This is a genomic window from Rhizobacter sp. Root404 (assembly GCF_001425865.1).
Lineage (GTDB): Bacteria > Pseudomonadota > Gammaproteobacteria > Burkholderiales > Burkholderiaceae_C > LMDS01.
Window position 1 is genome coordinate 813,388 of sequence record NZ_LMDS01000004.1, and the last position, 18,920, is coordinate 832,307.

Below are 18,920 nucleotides of genomic sequence, written 5' to 3' on the forward strand. Positions count from 1 at the left end.
GTCCCGTCCGGTGCGCCCGACTCATGCCGCCGAAGGCACACCGCGACGGCGCCGACGCCCGCGGCGCCAGGCCACGACCATCGCGATGACCAGCAGCATCGAGACGACTGCCGCGGCGAGCGTCACCTTGAAGCGCACGCCGGGCTGGTCGATCGTGCGGTCCCACCAGCCGCGCGGCGCCTCGCCGGGTGCAGGCAGCGCGAACGCGACGATCGCGTCGCCGGTCGCCACGCCCGCCTCGCCATGGCCGCCGGAGGCGACGACGACGAACTGGCGCCCCTGCCAGACGTAGGTCATCGGCGTGGCCATCGCTGCCGCCGGCAGGCCGCCGTGCCAGAGCAGGGCACCGGTCGCCGCGTCGAACGCGCGCAGATAGCGGTCCATCGCGGCGCCGATGAACACGAGGCCGCCGGCCGTCGCGACCGGCCCGCCGAAGTTGGGCGTGCCGGTGTTCAGGGCCAAGCCGAGAGGCACGATGTCCTCGGTGGCGCCGAGCCGCTGCTCCCACAGGATTCTGCGGCTGCGCAGGTCGAGCGCGGACAGCGTGCCCCAGGGCGCCGGGTTGCACGGGGTGCCGAGCGACGACACCAGCACCTCCCGCTTCATCCCGAACGGCGTGCCGTGCTGCGGGCTGACCTCCTTGCCCGGGTTCGCGGCCTTCACCTCGTCGAAGCGCTCGCGCGGGATCAGCGTGATCACGTGCGCCGCGCGGCTGGTGTTCACGTAGACCACGCCGGCCGGGTCGATCGCGACGCCGCCCCAGTTGACGCCGCCGCCGGTGAACGGGTAGAGGATCGTGCCCTGCGTCGATGGCGGGGTGTACAGGCCCTCGTTGCGCAGCGCGGCGATGCGCTCGCGGCACTGGTCGCGGCTGAACCAGGTGAGGCCGAACGCATCGTCGGCGCGCAGCGCGAGTGGCACCAGCGGTGGCAGGTCGACCGGGAACGTCTGCGTCGGCGACAGCACCTCGCCGGGTGCACCGCCCTGCGGCACCGGGCGCTCCTCGACCGGGTAGACCGGCCGGCCGGTGTCGCGATCGAGCACGAAGACCAGGCCCTGCTTGGTCGCCTGGATCACCACGTCGCGCGGCGCACCGTCGATCGGCAGCGTCGACAGCGTGGGCTGCGCGGCGAGGTCGTAGTCCCACACGTCGTGCTTGACGACCTGGAACGCCCACGCGAGCCCGCCGTCCGCCAGGCGCAGCGCCACCACCGAATCGGCGTGGCCGTTGTTGCCGGGGCGCATGCCGCCGTAGAAATCCGGGCTGGGGCTCGAGGTCGGCAGGAAGACCAACCCGCGCCGTTCGTCGATCGACATCGGTGCCCAGACGTTGGCCGCCCCGGTGCCGTCCGCGGCCGACGCGGCCCCGGCGGGCGGAACCCCGGCCGGCACATCGGGCGCCATCGGGTCCCATGACCAGCGCAGCGCTCCGCTGCGGGCGTCGAACGCGCGCACGCGACCGGACGGCGCCGCGGCGCGGCCGTTGTCGTTGATTGCGGAACCGACCACGACGACGCCGCCGGTGCCCACCATCGCGACCACCGGTGCCGACGTGATCTGGAACTCGCCCGGCCAACGCAGCGGGCCGGGGTCGATCCGCACCGTGCCGGCGCCGCCGAAGTCGCGGCACGGGCGGCCGTCGCGCGCGTCGAGCGCGATCACGCGGGCGTCGACGGCGCCGGTGAAGATGCGGGTCGCGCAGGCCTGCCCCGGCACGGCAGCCGGGTCGCGCCACTGCGCGACGCCGCGGCAGTTGTAGCGGTTGGCGGGGCGGCGGTCGGTCGTGACGGCCGGGTCATGACGCCAGAGCTCGTGGCCGTCACCCGGGTCCAGCGCGATCACTTCGTTGAACGCGCTGCACAGCACGAGCTTGTCGTCGACCAGGATCGGCGTGGTCTCGAACTTGATGCGCTTCATCAGCGCCGGGTCGCGGCGCTGCATGTCGCCGGTGCGGTACAGCCACTGACGGCGCAGGCCGTCGACGTTGGCGGGCGTGATCGCCGCCGCGCTGCTGTAGCGTGTGCCGCCCGCGTCGCCGCCGTAGTGCGGCCAGTCCGGCGCCGGCTGCGCCGTCCCGCTCGCCGCGGCAACCAGGCCGGGCAGCAGCAGCGGCAGCAGCGCGACGCCCGGCGGCGCGCGCATCGCTCAGGACGCCGACGTCGCCGGCCGCGGGGCCGGCACGGCCGAGCCTTCCTTCTTCTGCTTCAGCAGCACGCCGTTCTTGACCGCGACGATCTCGGCGACGATCGACACGGCGATCTCGGCCGGGGTCTTCGAGCCGATGTCCAGCCCGATCGGGCCGTGCAGGCGGTCGATCTCGGCCGGCGTCAGGTCGAACAGTTCGAGGCGCTCGCGGCGTTTCGCGGTATTGCCGCGCGAGCCGAGCGCGCCGATGTAGAACGCCGGGCTCTTCAGCGCCTCGAGCAGTACCAGGTCGTCGAGCTTCGGGTCGTGCGTGACGGCGACCACCGCGCTGTGCGGGTCGAGCTGCAGTTCGAGCACCAGATCGTCGGGCATCGCCTTGCTGAAGGTCGTGCCGGGCACGTCCCAGCTGAGGTTGTATTCCTCGCGCGGATCGCAGCAGATCACCTCGAAGTCGAGCATCACCGCCATCTGCGCGACCGCGCGCGAGAGCTGCCCGGCGCCGATGATCAGCAGCCGCCAGCGCGGGCCGAACAGCGCGACGAGCTGCTGGCCGTCGAACGCGAACGCATCGCCGCGCGAGGCCGGCTCGACGACGACCGCGCCGGTGGCGAGCGACATGCGGCGCGCGACGAGCTCGTGCCGCGCGGTGCGTGCGAGGATGTCATCGATCCACGCGGCACTCTGCAGCGGCTCCTGCACCAGCCGCAGATTGCCGCCGCAGGGCAGGCCGAAGCGGGCGGCCTCTTCCTTGGTCACGCCGTAGGCAATCAGCGACGGTGTCGCGACCCGCTCGCCGTGGCGCAGCCGGTCGATCAGGTCGTCCTCGACGCAGCCGCCGGAGACCGAGCCTGCCACCTGCCCGTCGTCGCGCAGGCACAGCAGCGCGCCGGGCGGTCGCGGCGCCGAGCCCCAGGTCTCGATCACCGTGACCAGCCAGACCTTGTGGCCGGCGTTGAACCAGTCGCGCGCTTGCGCGAGCACCTGCAGGTCGAGAGAGTCCATCGCGGCACCCCTTTCGTACGTGATTACTTGCGGATCAGGAAATAGACGATCGCGAGCACGACCACGCCGCCGATCAGCCACCACAGCTTGGCGATGCTGCCGTCGGTCTTGGGCGCGGCCACCGGCACCGGCACCGCCTCGGCACCCGCGGCCGGAGCCGCGCTCGCCTGCAGATGAGCCTCGAAGGCCTTGAAGAAGTCCTCGGTGATCTTGCCGGCGGTGGCGTCGATCAGGCGCGAACCGATCTGCGCCATCTTGCCGCCGACGGTCGCCCGCGCGGTGTACTTGAGCAGCGTCTGCTCCGGGCCCTGCGCGGTCAGCGCGACGTCGGCCGAGCCCTTGCCGAAGCCGGCCACGCCGCCCTGCCCGTCGAAGTTGATCGTGTAGCCGTTCGGCGCATCGATGTTGGTCATCGCGATGTTGCCTTTGAAGCGGGCGCTGACCGGGCCGACCTTCAGCGCGACCACCGCGGTCATCTTGTCCTCCGCGGTGCGCTCGAGCGTCTCGCAGCCGGCGATGCAGGCCTTCAGCACCTCGGGGTCGTTGAGCGAGGCCCAGGTCTTGTCGACCGATGCGGGAATGAGTCGTTCGCCTTGGAGTTCCATGGTGTTGTCGTTATGCCAGAAGTGAGGAAGGGGCGACGGCCGGAGCCTGCAAGGCCCTGCCGAGATCGGCGAGGCTGGCCAGATTGTGGACCGGCAGGAACCGGTCGACGTTCGGCAGCAGCGCGCGCACGCCGGCGGCGCGCGGCTCGAAGCCGTCGAAGCGCAGCAAGGGGTTGAGCCAGACGATCTGGTGCGCCATGCGGCGCAGTTGCGCGGCGGCGCGGGCGAGGTCGCCGTGCTCGTCGCGGTCCAGCCCGTCGGTCATCAGCAGCACCGCGGCGTTGGCGCCGAGCAGGCGCCGCGCCCAGACGCGGTTGAACTCGTCCAGGCAGGTCGCGATGCGGGTGCCGCCTTTCCAGTCGTGCACCTGGCGATCGGCCTCGAGCAGCGCGACGTCCGGGTCGCGGTGCTTCAGGCTGCGGGTGATGTTGGTCAGGCGGGTGCCGAAGGTCAGCGTGTGGACCTTCAGGTAGCGCCGCGTCAGGCCGTGCACGTAATGCAGCAGCAGGCGCGCGTAGCGCTCCATCGAACCGGAGATGTCGAGCAGCACCACGAGCACCGGCGTCTCGCGGCGCGGCCGGGTGTAGGCCGGCAGCAGCGCGTGCGGCTGGCGCGCCATGCCGAGCAGCGTCGCGCGCAGGTCGAGCGCGCCGCCGGCGAGCCGGCTGGTCGCGCGCTCGTGGCGGCGGCGGCGGATCGGCTGCACCGGCAGCGGCAACTGCTCGGCCAGCTTCTTCGCGAGCTCGAACTCGGCCGCGGTCATGCTCTCGAAATCGGCCTGCTGCAGGCGCTCGCGGTCGGAGAACGTGAACGTGGTGTCGAAGGTCAGCTCTTCCTGCGCGGTGTTGTTCGCAGGGTTCGGCGGCTCCTTCGGCTTCGGTGCAGCGAGCGCCTCGGCCAGGCGGTTCGCGCGCGGCTGCACGGGCTTCTCACCGCGACCGCTGATCTTCGGCAGCAGCAGGTACATCAACTGCTCGAGCAGCTTGGGGTCGCGCCAGAACGCGTCGAACGCGGCGTCGAACAGCGTCTGCTGCTCGTGGCGGTCGAGCATCACGGCGCTGAGCGCGGCGTGTACGTCGTCGCGCCGGTCGAGGCCGACCTGTTCGATCGCGGCCATCGCGGCGAGCACGCGATCCGGTCCGATCGGCATGCCGGCGGTGCGCAGGATGCGCGCGAAGTGAACAATGTTCTCGGCAATCATGGTCGGCGCGGTGCGACGCTCAACGTCCGCTACCCGTCCAAAAGAGCCCGCGCCCGCAACTCGTCCAGCAGCTTCGCCATGTCGCCGCTCTGCAGCTTGACGATGTCGTCCTGATATTTCAGGAGCACGCCGAGCGTGTCGTGCACGGTCGCCGGGTCGAGGCGGATCGCGTTGAGCGCGACCAGCGCGTTGGTCCAGTCGATCGTCTCGGCCACGCCCGGTGCCTTGAACAGGTCGAGCTTGCGCATGCGCTGCACGAACTCGACGACCTGCACATAGAGGCGATCGGCCGCGCCCGGCGCCTTCAACCGGACGATCTCGAGCTCGCGCTCGACGCTCGGGAAATCGACCCAGTGGTACAGGCAGCGTCGCTTCAGCGCGTCGTGGATCTCGCGGGTGCGGTTGCTGGTGATGATCGTGATCGGCGGCGCATCAGCCTTGACGGTGCCGAACTCGGGGATGGTGATCTGGTTCTCGGCCAGCACCTCGAGCAGGAACGCATCGAACGGTTCGTCGGCGCGGTCGAGTTCGTCGATCAGCAGCACCGGCGACTGCGGCTGCGTCAGCGCCTGCAGCAGCGGGCGCTCGATCAGCATCTGGCGCGAATACAGGCTGTGGGTCAGGCGTTCTCGGTCGGCGTCGTCGTGCAGCGCTTGGGTCGCCTCGGCGATGCGGATCTCGACCATCTGGCGCGCGATGTTCCACTCGTACGCCGTCTGGGCGATGTCCAGGCCCTCGTAGCACTGGACGCGCAGCAACGCGGTGTGCAGCGCCGCCGCGAGCGTCTTGGCGAGCTCGGTCTTGCCGACGCCGGGCTCGCCTTCAAGGAACAGCGGGCGCTTGAGCTTCAGGCCGAGGAACAGCGCGGTCGCGAGCCGCCGGTCACAGACATAGTTCTCCGTGGCCAGCAGCGCGATGACCGCGTCGACCGAATCCGGCAGCAAGATGACTGCCCCTCGATCGCCGGGTACGGCGCTCGATCCCCCAAGGGGATGCGGGCCGGCTTGGGAGCGGCCCGGCGCTCGGCCCGCGCTCACCGACCGAGTGCGGCGGCAACAGCGCGCGACGCCATCACGCTGATCATCGCGGCGCGGTACTCGGCGGTGCCGTGCATGTCGCTGTTGATGTCGGTGGTCGGCATCTTCACGGCCTTGGCGGCCTCGGGTGTGAAGCTCTTCGCGAGAGCCGCCTCGATCTCGGTCGCGCGGAAGGCATGGCCCTTGGCGCCGGTCACGCCGACACGCACGCCGCCCGCGGTCTGCGCAACGAACACGCCGACCAGCGCGAAGCGCGACGCCGGTTGCCGGTACTTGATGTACGCGGCCTTCTGCGCCGGCGGGAAGCTCACCGCGGTGATCATCTCGCCCGGTTGCAGCGCTGTCTCGTACAGGCCGGTGAAGAACGCATCGGCGGCGATCGTGCGCTGGTTGGTGTGGATGGTCGCGTTCAGCGCCAGCACACCGGCCGGGTAGCAGGCGGCCGGGTCGGCGTTGGCGATCGAGCCGCCGATGGTGCCCATGTTGCGCACCATCGGGTCGCCGATGCCGGCGGCGAGCTCCGCCAGCGCCGGATTGGCGCGCTGCACCTCGGCCGACGAACCGACGCTCGCGTGCGTCGCCATCGCGCCGATCACGAGGTTGGCGCCGTCCATGCGGATGCCCTTGAGCTCGGCGATGGCGCCGAGATCGACCAGGGTCTCGCTCTGCGACAGCCGCAGCTTCATCGCCTGGATCAGACTCTGGCCGCCGGCGAGGTAGCGCGCGTCGCTGCCGAGTGCCGCCTTGGCGTCGGCCACGCTGGCCGGGCGCTTGTAGTCGAATGCATACATGTGAGTGGTCTCCGTTTTCTGTGCGGAGTCAGGCGACGTTGTTGGCGGCGCGCCAGACCCGCTCCACCGTCGCCGGCATCGCGATCTCGCGCACGCCGAGCGCGTCGGTCAGCGCGTTGATGTAGGCCGGTGGCGAGCCGATCGCACCGGCCTCGCCGCAGCCCTTCACGCCCAGCGGGTTGTGGGTGCACGGCGTGACGGTGTTGCTCAGCTTGACGCCGGGGATGTCGCTGGCGCGCGGCATCGCGTAGTCCATGTACGAGCCGGTCAGCAGCTGGCCGGACTCGTTGTCGTACGCGCAGCCTTCCATCATCGCCTGCCCGAGCCCCTGCGCGACGCCGCCCTGCACCTGGCCGGCGACGATCATCGGATTGACGAGGTTGCCGAAGTCGTCGACCGCGACGAACTGCTCGATCTGCACCTTGCCGGTCTCGGGGTCGACCTCGACTTCGCAGATGTAGGTGCCCGACGGGTAGGTGAAGTTGGTCGGGTCGTAGAACGCGTTCTCGTTCAGGCCCGGCTCCAGCTTGTCGAGCGGGTAGTTGTGCGGCACGTAGGCGGTGAGCGAGACGCTGCCGAACGGCACCGACTTGTCGGTGCCCGCCACCTTGAACACACCGTTCTCGAACTCGATGTCGGTGTCGGCCGCCTCCAGCAAGTGGGCGGCGATCTTCTTGCCCTTGGCGATGATCTTGTCGACCGCCTTGACGATCGCCGTGCCGCCCACGCTCAGCGAGCGGCTGCCATACGTGCCCATGCCGAACGGCACGCGGCCGGTGTCGCCGTGCACGATCTCGACGTTCTCGACCGGGATGCCGAGCTTGGCCGCCACCACCTGCGCGAACGTGGTCTCGTGGCCCTGGCCGTGGCTGTGCGAGCCGGTGAACACCGTGACCGTGCCGGTCGGGTGCACGCGCACTTCGCCGGCCTCGAACAGGCCGGCACGCGCCCCGAGCGCACCGGCGATGTTGGACGGCGCCAAGCCGCAAGCCTCGATGTAGCAGCTGTAGCCGAGGCCGCGCTTCTTGCCCTTGGCCTCGGACGCGGACTTGCGCGCCGGATAACCCGCCACATCGGCCATCTCGATCGCCTTGGCCAGGTGGGCTTCATAGTCGCCGGTGTCGTAGGTCAGGCCGACCGGCGTCGCGTACGGGAACTCGGTGATGAAGTTCTGGCGCCGGATCGCGGCCGGGTCCATCTTCATGTCGCGCGCCGCCTGCTCGACGATGCGCTCGACGACGTAGGTGGCCTCCGGACGGCCCGCACCCCGGTAGGCGTCGACCGGCGCGGTGTTGGTGAACACCGCCTTCACTTCGGCATAGATGGCAGGCGTCTTGTACTGGCCGGCGAGCAGCGTCGCGTACAGGATGGTCGGCACGCTCGACGCGAACGTCGACAGGTAGGCGCCCATGTTCGCGATCGTCTTCACGCGCAGCGCGAGGAACATGCCCTTCGCGTCCATCGCGAGCTCGACCTTGGTGACGTGGTCGCGGCCGTGCGCGTCGGTCAGGAAGGCCTCGCTGCGGTCGGACGTCCACTTGATCGGCCGGCCGACATGCTTGCTGGCCCAGACCAGCGCGGTCTCCTCGGCGTACAGGAAGATCTTCGAGCCGAACCCGCCGCCCACGTCGGGCGCGATCACCCGCACCTTCGATTCGGGCAGGCCGAGCACGAAGGCGCACATCAGCAGCCGCTCGACGTGCGGGTTCTGGTTCGCGACGTACAGCGTGTAGCTCTCGTCGTGCTTGGTGTAGCTCGCGTTCGCGGCACGCGGCTCCATCGCGTTCGGGATCAGCCGGTTGTTGACGATGTCCAGCGTGCTGACATGTGCGGCCGTCGCGAACGCGGCGTCGACCGCCTCCTTGCTGCCGTGGCCCCAGTCGTAGCAGACGTTGTTCGGTACGTCGTCGTGCACCGAACCGGCATGGCCCTCGGCCTTGGTGATGTCGATGACGGCGGGCAGCTCCTCGTAGTCGACCTCGATCAGCTCGCAGGCGTCCTTGGCCTGCAGCAGCGTCTCGGCGACGACCATTGCGACCTGGTCGCCGACATGGCGCACCTTGCCCTGCGCCAGCACCGGGTGCGGCGGTTCCTTCATCGGCGCGCCGTCCTTGCTGTGGATCAGCCAGCCGCACGGCAGGCCGCCGACCTTCGCGTCGGCCAGGTCCTGGCCCGTGAAGATGCGCACCACGCCGGGCGCCTTCCTGGCGGCGTCGAGATTGATCGACTTGATGCGGGCGTGCGCATGCGGCGAGCGCAGGAACGCGGCGTAGGTCTGGCCGTGCATCACGACGTCGTCGGTGTACTGGCCGGCGCCGGTCAGGAAGCGCGCGTCCTCGCGGCGCTTCACCGATTGGCCGATGGGGCTCATGGGGGGAACGGACATGTCGGTCATGGTGTTCTCCTCAGGCGGCCATGCTGGCTTTGGCGCCAGACTGGCAGAACTGGATCGACTTGACGATGTTCTGGTAGCCGGTGCAGCGGCAGATGTTGCCGTCCAGGCCCTCGCGGATCTCGACTTCGGTCGCCTTCGGGTTGTCGGCCAGCAGTTGCACCGCCGACATCACCATCCCCGGCGTGCAGAAGCCGCACTGCAGCCCGTGGCACTCGCGGAAGGCCTCCTGCATCGGGTGCATTGTTCCGTTCTGGGCCAATCCCTCGATCGTCGTGATCGTTGCGCCCTGGGCCTGCGCCGCCAGCATGGAGCAGGACTTGACCGCCCGGCCGTTCATGTGCACGGTGCAGGCGCCGCACTGGGCGGTGTCGCAGCCGACGTGCGTGCCGGTCAGTTGCAGGTTCTCGCGGAGCAGCTGCACCAGCAGGGTTCGCGGGTCGACGTCGACGTTGACGGCCTGGCCGTTGACGGTCAATGAAATGGGAACGCTCACGGTGAGTCTCCTGTGGGGGATCGCGGGGAATGCTTCACGCTCGAGGGGCGCTTGGGGCATTGTTCGAGCACACCGCCCGGACGCACAGCGCGGGGTTTCCCTAGGACTCTGGCGGGCGGCTCTACGCGGCAGCGACCGCCACGCGGTTGCGACCCAGCGTCTTGGCGGCGTACATCGCCTGGTCCGCCTTGTCGATCAGCACATCGAGCCGCAGCGCGGCCGCCTCGGCGCGCGCCAAGCCGATGCTGGCGGTGAACGTGACCGGCGGCCCGCCTTCGACCGGCAGGCTCGCCTGGCGGATCGCCCGCAGGATGCGGTGCGCGACCAGCACGCCGTGCTGCTCGTCCGACTCGCACAGCAGCACGACGAACTCCTCGCCGCCCCAGCGGCAACACAGGTCGTCGCGGCGCAACTGCCTGCGGATGACCTCACCCAGCTGCACCAGCACCGCGTCGCCGACCACGTGACCGTGCCGGTCGTTGATCTGCTTGAAGTGATCCGCATCGATGAACAGCACCGAGATGCCGGGCCAGCGGCCGGCGCACCGGGCGATGCGGTCGAGCGCGTCGGTCATGAAGGTGCGGCGGTTCAGCACGCCGGTGAGCGGGTCGCGCGTGGCCATCTCGACCAGGCGATGCCGCAAGGCCTCCTTGGTCAGGTAGTCCGAATGGATCATGTAGTGCCCCGCCAGCGCCAGCACGGTCGTCGGCCAGACCAGCACGGCGTACTGCGGGTGCGGGAACGCGGGGTTCGCCAGCAGCACCGCCAGCAGTTGCGGCACCGCGGCGCCGATCACGTGCAGCAGCACCACCCACCCGAACGGAAAGCCCGGCCACAGCAGGAAGCCGCACATCTGCACGAACACGAAGGCGCCGACGCCGAACGTGAAACCCTGGTTCAGGCGGGCGCAGATCAGGTAGTACACCGCGATCAACAAGGTCACGCAGACCGAGATGAGCCGCACCCGCGTGGGCACCGGCAGCCGAGGCGTGCCGATCGTCGCGCCGCACGCCGCCGCGAGCGCACCCAGGGCGAGCCGGTGCCACAGCACGTCGGGGGCGCCGACCGGGTCGAGCGTCAAATCCCAGGCCCACATGCACGCCAGGTACGGCGCCATGGCCCAGAACATCAGCCTGCTGTACGCGAGGTGCTCAGCGAATTTGCGTTCGGTGAACTCGGGCGAGGGCTGGAACAGGTGAGAGAAGCGCGCGGAGCCCATGGACACGAGAAAACCGGAAACTGGTCGGGCGCACCGGAATCGGAATGGCGTCGCCCCTGAACCTGCTTTCGGCAGCGTACGTCATGGCTCAAGCCGCGAAGGCAGTGAACGGCGAGCGCTAACGCGTCAAACGGCACAACTGCGGAAGCCGCAGAAGCCCTCGTCGTGCGTCGGCAACGCCGCGTCGCGCGCACGCTCGTGCCGCAGGCGCCCGCGGGTGGCGAACGACGCGCCGCGCAGCACGCGCGCGACGCCGAGGAGCGCGGTGTCGTCGTCCTGTCCGGGCGACGTGCCGGCGTGTCCCGGGTAGGGGCGCAGGGTGCCGGCGGTCCACTCGCGCACCTCGCCCCAGCGGAAGCCGCGGCTCGCGCCCTGCACCGCGGCCGCTTCCCACTCGGCCTCGCCGGGCAGCCGGCGGCCGGCCCAGCGGCACCAGGCGTCGGCCTCGAACCAGCTCACATGAAGGGCCGGCTGCGCGAGCGGCACCCGCACCAGCTTGCCGAAGCGCTGTTGCAGCACGCCCTGGCGCATCTGGTCGACGAAGCGCGGTGTGCGACGCCCTTGCGCCTGCAACCACGCCCAGCCGGGCTCGCTCCAGAACCGGCGATCGTCGTAGCCGCCGTCCTCGACGAACTCGCCGTACTGGGCCCAGGTGGTCGCCTGCGCGTCGATCTCGAACTCCGCCAGCGCCACCTCGTGCGCCCAGTGCTCGCGGTCGGGCACGAAGCCGCCCGGCGCGCTGCCGAGCCGCCAGCGGGTCGTCGGGAACAGCAGCGGCGGGCGCACGGGCCGGGTCGTCAGCGGCGCGCGCAGCCCGGTGTCGAACCCGAGCGTCTGCGACAGCACGGCGAAGCGCTCGACACACGCGTCTTCGCGCAGCAGCGCAAGGCGGTAGAAGTACAGCGCGTCGTCGTCCTCCGCGGCGTGCTCGAGCAGCTCGAGCGTCATCTCCAGGCTGTCCACCAGGTACTGGCGGATCGTCTGCAGATCGGGCAGCGGCGCCACGGCGCCGGTCTCGAACATGGCATCGGCGCCGGGCAGGATCGATGCAAGACGCGGGCGCGTCGCGTCGCCGCGCGGGCCGCGCTGGCGCTGCACGTTGCGGGCGAGCCAGAACTCCTGGAACCAGCCGAGGCGCCCCAGCTCCTGCAGCAGCGGTGCCGCGCCGCACGCCGCGCCCTCGAACGCCGCCGCCCAGCGCAGGCTGTGGTTGCGAGCGTCCATCAGCGCAAGCGAGAGAAGTTCCCGCCCGGCGCGCCGCATCTGCGCGGTGTCCACGTCCGCCATCTCCACACCCTGCACTTGCGACTCCTGCCTGACGACGCGGACGATTGTGGCAGCGCCGGCTTCGCCACGGCGATGACGCGCACTCAGTCGGGCATCGGCGCCAGCTCGCGTTTGCGGGACCAGTCGACGTTTGCCACCCCGGACGCCGCCGACGGCGGCACCGCGGGGGTGGCGGCCGGGGTCGTCTGTGCCGTTGAACTGCCTCCGCATCCACCCGCGCAAGCCGCCAGCCACACCACCGCGCCGACTGCAATACGTTGCGCGACGCGCATCTTCACCATGGCCTTGTCTCCGGAATCGATCGAGTATCCGGTCCGGCGCGGCGCTGGGCGGCCGTCGAATTGCGAACAATTCGGGCCTGACGCGCGGAGGGCGTGATACTGTATGCACCCACAGTGTCAGACCGTCCCTCCCAGCCCGCCACGTCATGCCGTCGCAGCGCTTGATCGCCCACCTCGACATGGACGCGTTCTATGCGTCGGTCGAACTGCTGCGCTACCCGGATCTGCGCGGCCGGCCGGTCGTGATCGGTGGCGGGCGGCGACATCAACCGGTCCTGCGGGCCGACGGCAGCCGCGAGTACGCGCTGTTGCGCGACTACACCGGCCGCGGCGTCATCACCACCAGCACCTACGAGGCGCGCGCGCTCGGCGTGTTCTCGGCGATGGGCACGATGAAAGCGGCCAAGCTGGCGCCGGATGCGGTGCTGCTGCCGGTCGACTTCGACCAGTACCGGCACTACTCGCGCCTGTTCAAGGCCGCGGTGCGGGCCATCGCACCGGTCGTCGAGGACCGCGGCATCGACGAGATCTACATCGACCTGACCGACCTGCCCGGCGCGCAGCGCGACGCCGGCCGCGCGGTCGCGCAGCAGCTGAAGGACGCGGTGGCCGACGCCACCGGTGGCCTCACCTGCTCGATCGGCGTGACGCCGAACAAGCTGCTGTCCAAGCTGGCCTCCGAGCTCGACAAGCCGAACGGCCTGACGCTGCTCGCCGAGGCCGACATCCCGACCCGCATCTGGCCCCTGGCCGCGCGCAAGGTCAACGGCATCGGGCCGAAGGCGAGCGAGAAGCTCGCCGCGCTCGGGCTGCACTCCGTCGGCGACATCGCCGCCGCCGAGCCGGCCTGGCTGGTCGAGCACTTCGGCAACAGCTACGGTGCGTGGCTGCACGCCGCTTCGCACGGGCGCGACGAGCGCCCGGTCGTCACGTTCAGCGAACCCAAGTCGATCAGCCGCGAAACCACGTTCGAGCGCGACCTCCACGCGGTGCGCGACCGCGCCGTGCTCGGCGAGATCTTCACCGACCTGTGCGTGAAGCTCGCCGGCGACCTGGCGCGCAAGGGCTACGCAAGCCGCACGATCGGCGTCAAGCTGCGCTTCGACGATTTCAGGATCGTCACCCGCGACCTGAGCCTGCCCGCGCACACGATGGACGCGAAGACGATCCGCCGCGCCGCCGGCGAATGCCTCAAGCGGGTCGACCTGAGCCGCCGGCTGCGGCTGCTCGGCGTGCGCGCCGGCGCGCTCGCCACGCTGACCGACCTGGTCGCGCCGCTGCACACCGGCGACACGGCCGCGAGCGTGTTCACGGCGCGCGAACCCGGCGCCGGCCTCGGCCTGCCGCTGTTCGACGCGCCGCCGCCGGCGTGACGACGGCTGCCTTTTGACCACCAAACGTCGCGCATTACGCCCGATCAAGAGCGACAGATATGTCTATCGTGACGGGCATGCAGTCACGATCAACCTCCCTGCGCGACGTCGCGCTCGCCCTTTCGTTGATGGTCGCCACGGCGGCCCAGTCGCAAACCTTCCCCACCGGCGATGGCCGCGGCAAATTGCTGCTGACCGGCGGGGTCTCGAGCATCGACGGCGCGGCCGGCGGCGGTCTCACGCCGTGGGCCGTGATCGGCAGCTACGCCACCAGCGGCGAGGCCGGCGCCACCGCATTCGTCACCCGTGCCAAGACGCAGGATTACGGGCTGACGACGTACGGCGCCGGCGTCGGCTTCAGGGACCGGGTCGAGCTCTCGCTCGCGCGCCAGGCGTTCGATGCGGGCGTCGTCGTCCCCGACACCACGCTGAGGCTCGACATCGTCGGCGTCAAGATCAAGCTGGGCGGTGATGCGGTGCTCGACAGCGACACCTGGATGCCGCAGCTCGCGGTGGGTGCGGAGTTCAAGCGCCTGAACCCGGGCGACGCGGTCGGCGGCGTGCTCGACTCGGTCGGCGCGAAACGCGACGGGGTCGACCTGTACCTCAGCGCGACCAAACTGTTCCTCGCGCAAGGGATTCTCGTCAACGGCACCTTGCGTGCGACGAAGGCGAACCAGAACGGTCTGCTCGGCTTCGGCGCGACCGACCGACGTCGCTACCGCTTCAAGCCCGAAATCTCGGTCGCCTATCTGCTGCACAGGACGCTGGCGATCGGTGCCGAGGTCCGCGCCAAGCCGGACAACCTCGGCTTTGCCGGTGCCGCGTTCCGTGAACACGCCTGGAAGGACGTGTTCGTCGCGTGGGCGCCGAGCAAGCACCTCTCGATCACCGCTGCGTATGTGGACCTCGGCAACATCGTCGGCCACGAACGCCAGACCGGCGGCTACCTGTCCGTCCAACTCGCGTACTGACGCTTCCCCGATGAACGCCTTCAAGCTCACCCTCCTCGTCGCCGTGCTGGCCGCCGGCTCGGCTTTCGCGCAGCCCCAGCCGGACGACACGCTGTACCGCCAACTCGGCGGCCAGTCCGGCCTCGTCAAGCTGACCGACGACTTCATGCAGCGGCTGCTCGCCGACCCGCGCATGAACCCGTTCTTCAAGGACACCGACCAGAAGGAATTCAAGGCGCAGCTCGCCGCCCAGTTCTGCGAGGTCTCGGGTGGGCCGTGCCAGCGCAAGGGCAAGGACATGAAGACGGTGCACGACGGGCAGGACATCACCAAGAGCAACTTCAACGCGCTGGTCGAGGTGCTGCAGCAGAGCATGGCCGCGCAGGGCATACCGTTCACCGCGCAGAACCGCCTGCTCGCGAAGCTGGCGCCGATGCACCGCGAGATCATCAACAAGCACTGAAGCGGCGGCCGCCGCGCAGGCGCGGCTATGATCCCGCGATGCCCTCGCCCGCCCTGCGCCTGCCGTCGATCGACGGGCTGCGCGCGTTCGAGATGGCGGCGCGGCTGGGCAGCTTCGAGCGTGCCGCCGACGCCCTGAACATCACCGCGAGCGCAGTCGCCAAACGCGTCGCCACCGTCGAGGACCTGCTCGGCACCGCGCTGTTCACGCGCGGCCCCAAGGCGCTCGCGCTGACGGCGAGCGGCAAGGAATACCTGACGCAGGTGAGCGCCGCGCTGGCGATGCTGGCCGCCGTCCCGCTGCACCAGCGCAGCGTGCAGCGCACCACGCGCCTGCGCGTGACCGCGACGCCGACCTTCGCGCGCCAGATCCTGGTGCCGAACCTGGAAGCCTTCACGCGCGCCCATCCCGACGTCGAGCTCGAGGTGCTGCTGTCGATCCCCTACCTCGACGCCGGCAACTCGGACGCCGATGTCGAGGTGCGCCACGGCGACGCCGCGGCCGGCGGCGGCACGCCGTTGATGGACGACGTGGTGCTGCCGATGGCTGCGCCCACGCTGCTCGCCCGCCTGCCCGCGATGCGCGCGCCCGCCGACCTGGCCGGCGCGCCGCTGTTGCGCACGCCGCTCGAGCCCTGGGCGCCCTGGTTCGCCGCGGCCGGGCTCGACTGGGCCGAACCGACCCACGGCCCGAAGCTGGTCGACCTGGGCCTGACGCTCGAAGCGGCCGTCAGCGCGCAGGGCGTCGCGCTGGCGCGGCCGAGCCTGGCGCGGACGTGGCTCGCGAGCGGGGCGCTGGTCGCGCTGCCGTTCGGCGTGCTGGCGCGGCCGGCCACGCAGTACTACGTGATGCCGCATGCGCCGGGCGGGGCGGCCGCGCTGTTCGCGCAGTGGCTGGGCCAGGCCTGCGCGCACGTGGCAACCGACGCGCTGGCGCTGGTTTCCGGCTCGCGCTGAAAATCTTTCCGGCCGCTGCGCCGCGTGCACCGCTAGCATCGCCGGCGAAACAGCACCCGGAGACACCCGACCATGCCCGTGATCACCAACATCGAAGACCTGCGCGTGCTGGCCGAAAAGCGCGTGCCGCGCATGTTCTACGACTACGCCGATTCGGGCTCGTGGACCGAGAGCACCTACCGCGCCAACGAGAGCGACTTCCAGAAGATCAAGCTGCGCCAGCGCGTCGCGGTGAACATGGAAGGCCGCACGATCCGCACCACGATGGCCGGCGTCGACACGGCGATGCCGGTCGCGATCGCACCGACCGGCCTGACCGGCATGCAGCACGCCGACGGCGAGATGCTGGGCGCGATCGCCGCGAAGAAGTTCGGCATCCCGTTCACCCTCAGCACGATGAGCATCTGCTCGATCGAGGACATCGCCCAGGCCACGCGCGCGCCGTTCTGGTTCCAGCTCTACTGGATGCGCGACCGCGACTTCATGGACCGGCTGATGGACCGCGCGAAAGCCGCCAACGTCAGCGCGCTGATGCTGACGCTCGACCTGCAGGTGCTCGGCCAGCGCCACAAGGACCTGAAGAACGGCCTGACCGCGCCGCCGAAGCCGACGCTCGCGAACATCCTGAACCTGATGACCAAGCCGCGCTGGTGCCTGGGCATGGCGGGCACGAAGCGCCACGGCTTCGGCAACCTGATCGGCCACGCCAAGGGCGTCAGCGACATGAGCTCGCTCAGCACCTGGACGCGCGAGCAGTTCGACCCCAAGCTCGACTGGAACGACGTCGAGTGGATCAAGAAGCGCTGGGGTGGCAAGCTGATCCTGAAGGGCATCATGGACGAGGAAGACGCGCGCCTGGCCGTCGCGAGCGGCGCCGACGCGATGGTGGTCTCCAACCACGGCGGCCGCCAGCTCGACGGCGCGCCGTCGTCGATCGAGGCGCTGCCGGCGATCAAGGCGGCGGTCGGCGACGGGATCGAGGTCTGGATGGACGGCGGCATCCGCTCGGGGCAGGACGTGCTGAAGGCCGTCGCGCTCGGTGCGCAGGGCACGCTGATCGGCCGCCCGTTCCTTTACGGCCTGGGCGCGATGGGCGAGGCTGGCGTGACCAAGGCGCTCGAGATCATCGCGAAGGAACTCGACGTGACCATGGCCTTCTGCGGCCACACCGACATCCGCAACGTCGACCGCCGCATCCTGCTGCCGGGCACCGTCCCGGGCTGACTTCTCCGACCTGAACTTGCCGACACCGTTGCGCCGATCGGGACTGCCGCTGCCGCTGGCGTGGCGGGTCTACGCCGCCTTCTTCCTCTACGCATTCGCGATCGGCGGCATCTTCCCGCGCCTGCCGGAGATCCAGCGCGGCCTCGGGGTCGCGGAAGGCGCGTTCGGGCTGGCGTTGATCGGCACCGCCTGCGGCACGATGGTGTCGCTGACCTTCGCCGGCCCGTGGCTCGAACGCCTCGGCCACCGGCGCGCGCTGCTCGGCCTGAGCGCGCTGCTTCCGGTGTTCTATGCCATCGCCGCCCACGCCCGGACCCCGACGGCCTTCTTCCTGCTGCTCGTGCCCGCCGGGCTGTGCATCGGCGCGATCGAGGTCGTGGTCAACCTCGAGGCCGACCGGGTCGAGCACCAGACCGGCCGGCGCTTCATGAACCGGGCGCATGCCTTCTGGAGCGTCGGCTTCTTCGTCGCCGGCTTGCTCGGCGCGGCGCTGTCGCAGGTGGGGGTCTCGCCGCAGTGGCACCTGGCGCTCGTCGTCCCGCTCGAGGCCGCCGGGCTGGCGCTGCTGCTCGGCCGCTTCGACGCGGCTCCGCACCGCGCCGCCACCAGTGGCGCGCCGGCCGCCCGCTTCGCCCGGCCGACGGGCGGCGTGATGCTGCTGGTCGCGACGGCGCTGTCGGCGATGGTGCTCGAAGGCGCAGGCGCGGACTGGTCGGCGATCTACATGCGCGACGTGTTCGGCGCGGCACCGTTCCTGGCCGGCGCCGCGGTCGCGACCGGCGCGGCGGCGCAGGCGATCACGCGCTTCTTCGCCGACGGCTTCGTCGAGAAGCATCAACCGGTGGTCGTCGCGCGCGTGCTGCTCGGTGTGCTGGGGTGCGGCACGCTGCTGGTGTTCGCCGCGCCAACCGCGTGGGCGGCGCTGCTGGGCTTCGCGCTGATGGGGGTCGGCACGAGCGCGATCTTCCCGCTCGCGATGTCGGCCGCGGCGCAGCGTACCGACCGTGCGCCGGCGACCAACGTCGCGGCGCTGGCGCAGATCTCGTTCGTCGCGTTCCTGCTCGGGCCGCCGCTGCTGGGGCTGGTGGCCCAGGGCTTCGGGATCCGCTGGGCGTTCGGTGTCGGGCTGCCGCTGGTGGGGCTGAGCCTCGTCGCGGCGGGTGCGCTGCGGCGCCGATAGCGCTACATTGAAGCTGCGGCGAGGGAATCCGGCGGAGGCTTCGATGACGCTACAGCAGTATCAGGACCTCAAACTCTGGCACCAGCGCCAAGGACGCCGGCACCCGGTCGAGAAAGCGCTGTGGGACGCCGTGCTGACGATCTGGCTGATGGGCTGGATCGGCGCCCCGACCGCCTTCCTGCTGCACTCGGGCTGGGCCGAAGGGGCCTGCCTCAGCGTGCTGTTCCTGCCCGGCCTCTATGTCGCGACGCGGCGCCGCCTGCACAACAAGCGGCGCCTGCGCTGCGACTGGATGGTCGCGCTGCGCTGACGGGC

18 protein-coding genes are annotated in these 18,920 nt (G+C 70.5%); 7 read left to right on the forward strand and 11 right to left on the reverse strand.

The features are described from left to right. Window positions 1–21 precede the first annotated feature (21 nt). The 11 genes from ASC76_RS08445 to ASC76_RS25160 all read right to left on the reverse strand — a co-directional run bounded on the left by ASC76_RS08445 (window position 22) and on the right by ASC76_RS25160 (window position 12,456). Window positions 22–2,142 carry a pyrroloquinoline quinone-dependent dehydrogenase gene (locus ASC76_RS08445; protein WP_056464798.1) on the reverse strand — a complete coding sequence of 707 codons (2,121 nt, stop codon included), beginning with the start codon at window positions 2,140–2,142 and terminating at the stop codon, window positions 22–24. A 3-nt stretch (window positions 2,143–2,145) separates the two neighbouring features. Further along, entirely contained in the window at window positions 2,146–3,147 is a 1,002-nt protein-coding gene (locus tag ASC76_RS08450) for an XdhC family protein (RefSeq protein ID WP_056464800.1), read from the reverse strand. Between the two features lie 23 nt (window positions 3,148–3,170). After that, entirely contained in the window at window positions 3,171–3,752 is a 582-nt protein-coding gene (locus tag ASC76_RS08455; RefSeq protein WP_082548929.1) for a CoxG family protein, read from the reverse strand. Between the two features lie 10 nt (window positions 3,753–3,762). Further along, on the reverse strand, window positions 3,763–4,953 hold the full coding sequence (locus tag ASC76_RS08460; RefSeq protein ID WP_056464802.1) for a VWA domain-containing protein: 1,191 nt from the start codon (window positions 4,951–4,953) through the stop codon (window positions 3,763–3,765). Between the two features lie 29 nt (window positions 4,954–4,982). Beyond that, window positions 4,983–5,897, reverse strand: coding sequence for a MoxR family ATPase (locus tag ASC76_RS08465; RefSeq protein ID WP_200947115.1), 915 nt, complete (start codon window positions 5,895–5,897; stop codon window positions 4,983–4,985). An 89-nt stretch (window positions 5,898–5,986) separates the two neighbouring features. Next, window positions 5,987–6,781, reverse strand: a complete 795-nt coding sequence (locus ASC76_RS08470) for a xanthine dehydrogenase family protein subunit M (RefSeq protein ID WP_056464804.1) — start codon at window positions 6,779–6,781, stop codon at window positions 5,987–5,989. 28 nt (window positions 6,782–6,809) lie between these two features. Continuing rightward, entirely contained in the window at window positions 6,810–9,167 is a 2,358-nt protein-coding gene (locus ASC76_RS08475; protein ID WP_157615661.1) for a xanthine dehydrogenase family protein molybdopterin-binding subunit, read from the reverse strand. 19 nt (window positions 9,168–9,186) lie between these two features. Further along, window positions 9,187–9,669 (reverse strand): (2Fe-2S)-binding protein, encoded by a 483-nt coding sequence (locus ASC76_RS08480; RefSeq protein ID WP_056464808.1) that lies wholly within the window; start codon window positions 9,667–9,669, stop codon window positions 9,187–9,189. A gap of 121 nt (window positions 9,670–9,790) precedes the next feature. Then, window positions 9,791–10,888 carry a GGDEF domain-containing protein gene (locus ASC76_RS26430; RefSeq protein WP_056464809.1) on the reverse strand — a complete coding sequence of 366 codons (1,098 nt, stop codon included), beginning with the start codon at window positions 10,886–10,888 and terminating at the stop codon, window positions 9,791–9,793. 126 nt (window positions 10,889–11,014) lie between these two features. Next, a complete protein-coding gene (locus ASC76_RS08490; protein WP_371262093.1) occupies window positions 11,015–12,190 on the reverse strand; it encodes an SUMF1/EgtB/PvdO family nonheme iron enzyme in 1,176 nt (391 codons plus the stop codon). A gap of 68 nt (window positions 12,191–12,258) precedes the next feature. Then, on the reverse strand, window positions 12,259–12,456 hold the full coding sequence (locus ASC76_RS25160; RefSeq protein ID WP_157615438.1) for a hypothetical protein: 198 nt from the start codon (window positions 12,454–12,456) through the stop codon (window positions 12,259–12,261). Window positions 12,457–12,602: 146 nt separating this feature from the next. On the opposite strand from ASC76_RS25160, the gene dinB reads away from it, so the two are divergent. The 7 genes from dinB (at window position 12,603) to ASC76_RS08525 (ending at window position 18,915) form a co-directional block, all read left to right on the forward strand. Beyond that, on the forward strand, window positions 12,603–13,829 hold the full coding sequence (gene dinB / locus ASC76_RS08495) for a DNA polymerase IV (protein ID WP_082548932.1): 1,227 nt from the start codon (window positions 12,603–12,605) through the stop codon (window positions 13,827–13,829). A 77-nt stretch (window positions 13,830–13,906) separates the two neighbouring features. Next, on the forward strand, window positions 13,907–14,803 hold the full coding sequence (locus tag ASC76_RS08500) for a DUF3034 family protein (protein ID WP_056464811.1): 897 nt from the start codon (window positions 13,907–13,909) through the stop codon (window positions 14,801–14,803). Between the two features lie 10 nt (window positions 14,804–14,813). After that, window positions 14,814–15,245, forward strand: coding sequence for a group 1 truncated hemoglobin (locus ASC76_RS08505; protein ID WP_056464813.1), 432 nt, complete (start codon window positions 14,814–14,816; stop codon window positions 15,243–15,245). A 38-nt stretch (window positions 15,246–15,283) separates the two neighbouring features. Further along, window positions 15,284–16,201: a LysR substrate-binding domain-containing protein gene (locus ASC76_RS08510; protein WP_056464815.1), complete on the forward strand. Its 918-nt coding sequence runs from the start codon at window positions 15,284–15,286 to the stop codon at window positions 16,199–16,201. A gap of 72 nt (window positions 16,202–16,273) precedes the next feature. After that, window positions 16,274–17,425, forward strand: coding sequence for an alpha-hydroxy acid oxidase (locus ASC76_RS08515; RefSeq protein WP_056464817.1), 1,152 nt, complete (start codon window positions 16,274–16,276; stop codon window positions 17,423–17,425). A 16-nt stretch (window positions 17,426–17,441) separates the two neighbouring features. Beyond that, on the forward strand, window positions 17,442–18,605 hold the full coding sequence (locus ASC76_RS08520) for an MFS transporter (RefSeq protein ID WP_235580389.1): 1,164 nt from the start codon (window positions 17,442–17,444) through the stop codon (window positions 18,603–18,605). Between the two features lie 43 nt (window positions 18,606–18,648). Next, window positions 18,649–18,915, forward strand: coding sequence for a hypothetical protein (locus tag ASC76_RS08525; RefSeq protein WP_056464822.1), 267 nt, complete (start codon window positions 18,649–18,651; stop codon window positions 18,913–18,915). The last annotated feature ends 5 nt before the right edge of the window (window positions 18,916–18,920 follow it).

What these genes read in the sequence shown, in the direction of transcription:
- ASC76_RS08515 (WP_056464817.1), top strand. Translation starts at nt 16,274, where the DNA reads ATGCCCGTGATCACCAACATCGAAGACCTGCGCGTGCTGGCCGAAAAG.
- ASC76_RS08475 (WP_157615661.1), bottom strand. Translation starts at nt 9,167, where the DNA reads ATGTCCGTTCCCCCCATGAGCCCCATCGGCCAATCGGTGAAGCGCCGC.
- ASC76_RS25160 (WP_157615438.1), bottom strand. Translation starts at nt 12,456, where the DNA reads ATGGTGAAGATGCGCGTCGCGCAACGTATTGCAGTCGGCGCGGTGGTG.
- ASC76_RS08450 (WP_056464800.1), bottom strand. Translation starts at nt 3,147, where the DNA reads ATGGACTCTCTCGACCTGCAGGTGCTCGCGCAAGCGCGCGACTGGTTC.
- ASC76_RS08525 (WP_056464822.1), top strand. Translation starts at nt 18,649, where the DNA reads ATGACGCTACAGCAGTATCAGGACCTCAAACTCTGGCACCAGCGCCAA.
- ASC76_RS08505 (WP_056464813.1), top strand. Translation starts at nt 14,814, where the DNA reads ATGAACGCCTTCAAGCTCACCCTCCTCGTCGCCGTGCTGGCCGCCGGC.
- ASC76_RS08445 (WP_056464798.1), bottom strand. Translation starts at nt 2,142, where the DNA reads ATGCGCGCGCCGCCGGGCGTCGCGCTGCTGCCGCTGCTGCTGCCCGGC.
- ASC76_RS08460 (WP_056464802.1), bottom strand. Translation starts at nt 4,953, where the DNA reads ATGATTGCCGAGAACATTGTTCACTTCGCGCGCATCCTGCGCACCGCC.
- ASC76_RS08455 (WP_082548929.1), bottom strand. Translation starts at nt 3,752, where the DNA reads ATGGAACTCCAAGGCGAACGACTCATTCCCGCATCGGTCGACAAGACC.
- ASC76_RS08470 (WP_056464804.1), bottom strand. Translation starts at nt 6,781, where the DNA reads ATGTATGCATTCGACTACAAGCGCCCGGCCAGCGTGGCCGACGCCAAG.
- ASC76_RS08510 (WP_056464815.1), top strand. Translation starts at nt 15,284, where the DNA reads ATGCCCTCGCCCGCCCTGCGCCTGCCGTCGATCGACGGGCTGCGCGCG.
- dinB (WP_082548932.1), top strand. Translation starts at nt 12,603, where the DNA reads ATGCCGTCGCAGCGCTTGATCGCCCACCTCGACATGGACGCGTTCTAT.
- ASC76_RS26430 (WP_056464809.1), bottom strand. Translation starts at nt 10,888, where the DNA reads ATGGGCTCCGCGCGCTTCTCTCACCTGTTCCAGCCCTCGCCCGAGTTC.
- ASC76_RS08500 (WP_056464811.1), top strand. Translation starts at nt 13,907, where the DNA reads ATGCAGTCACGATCAACCTCCCTGCGCGACGTCGCGCTCGCCCTTTCG.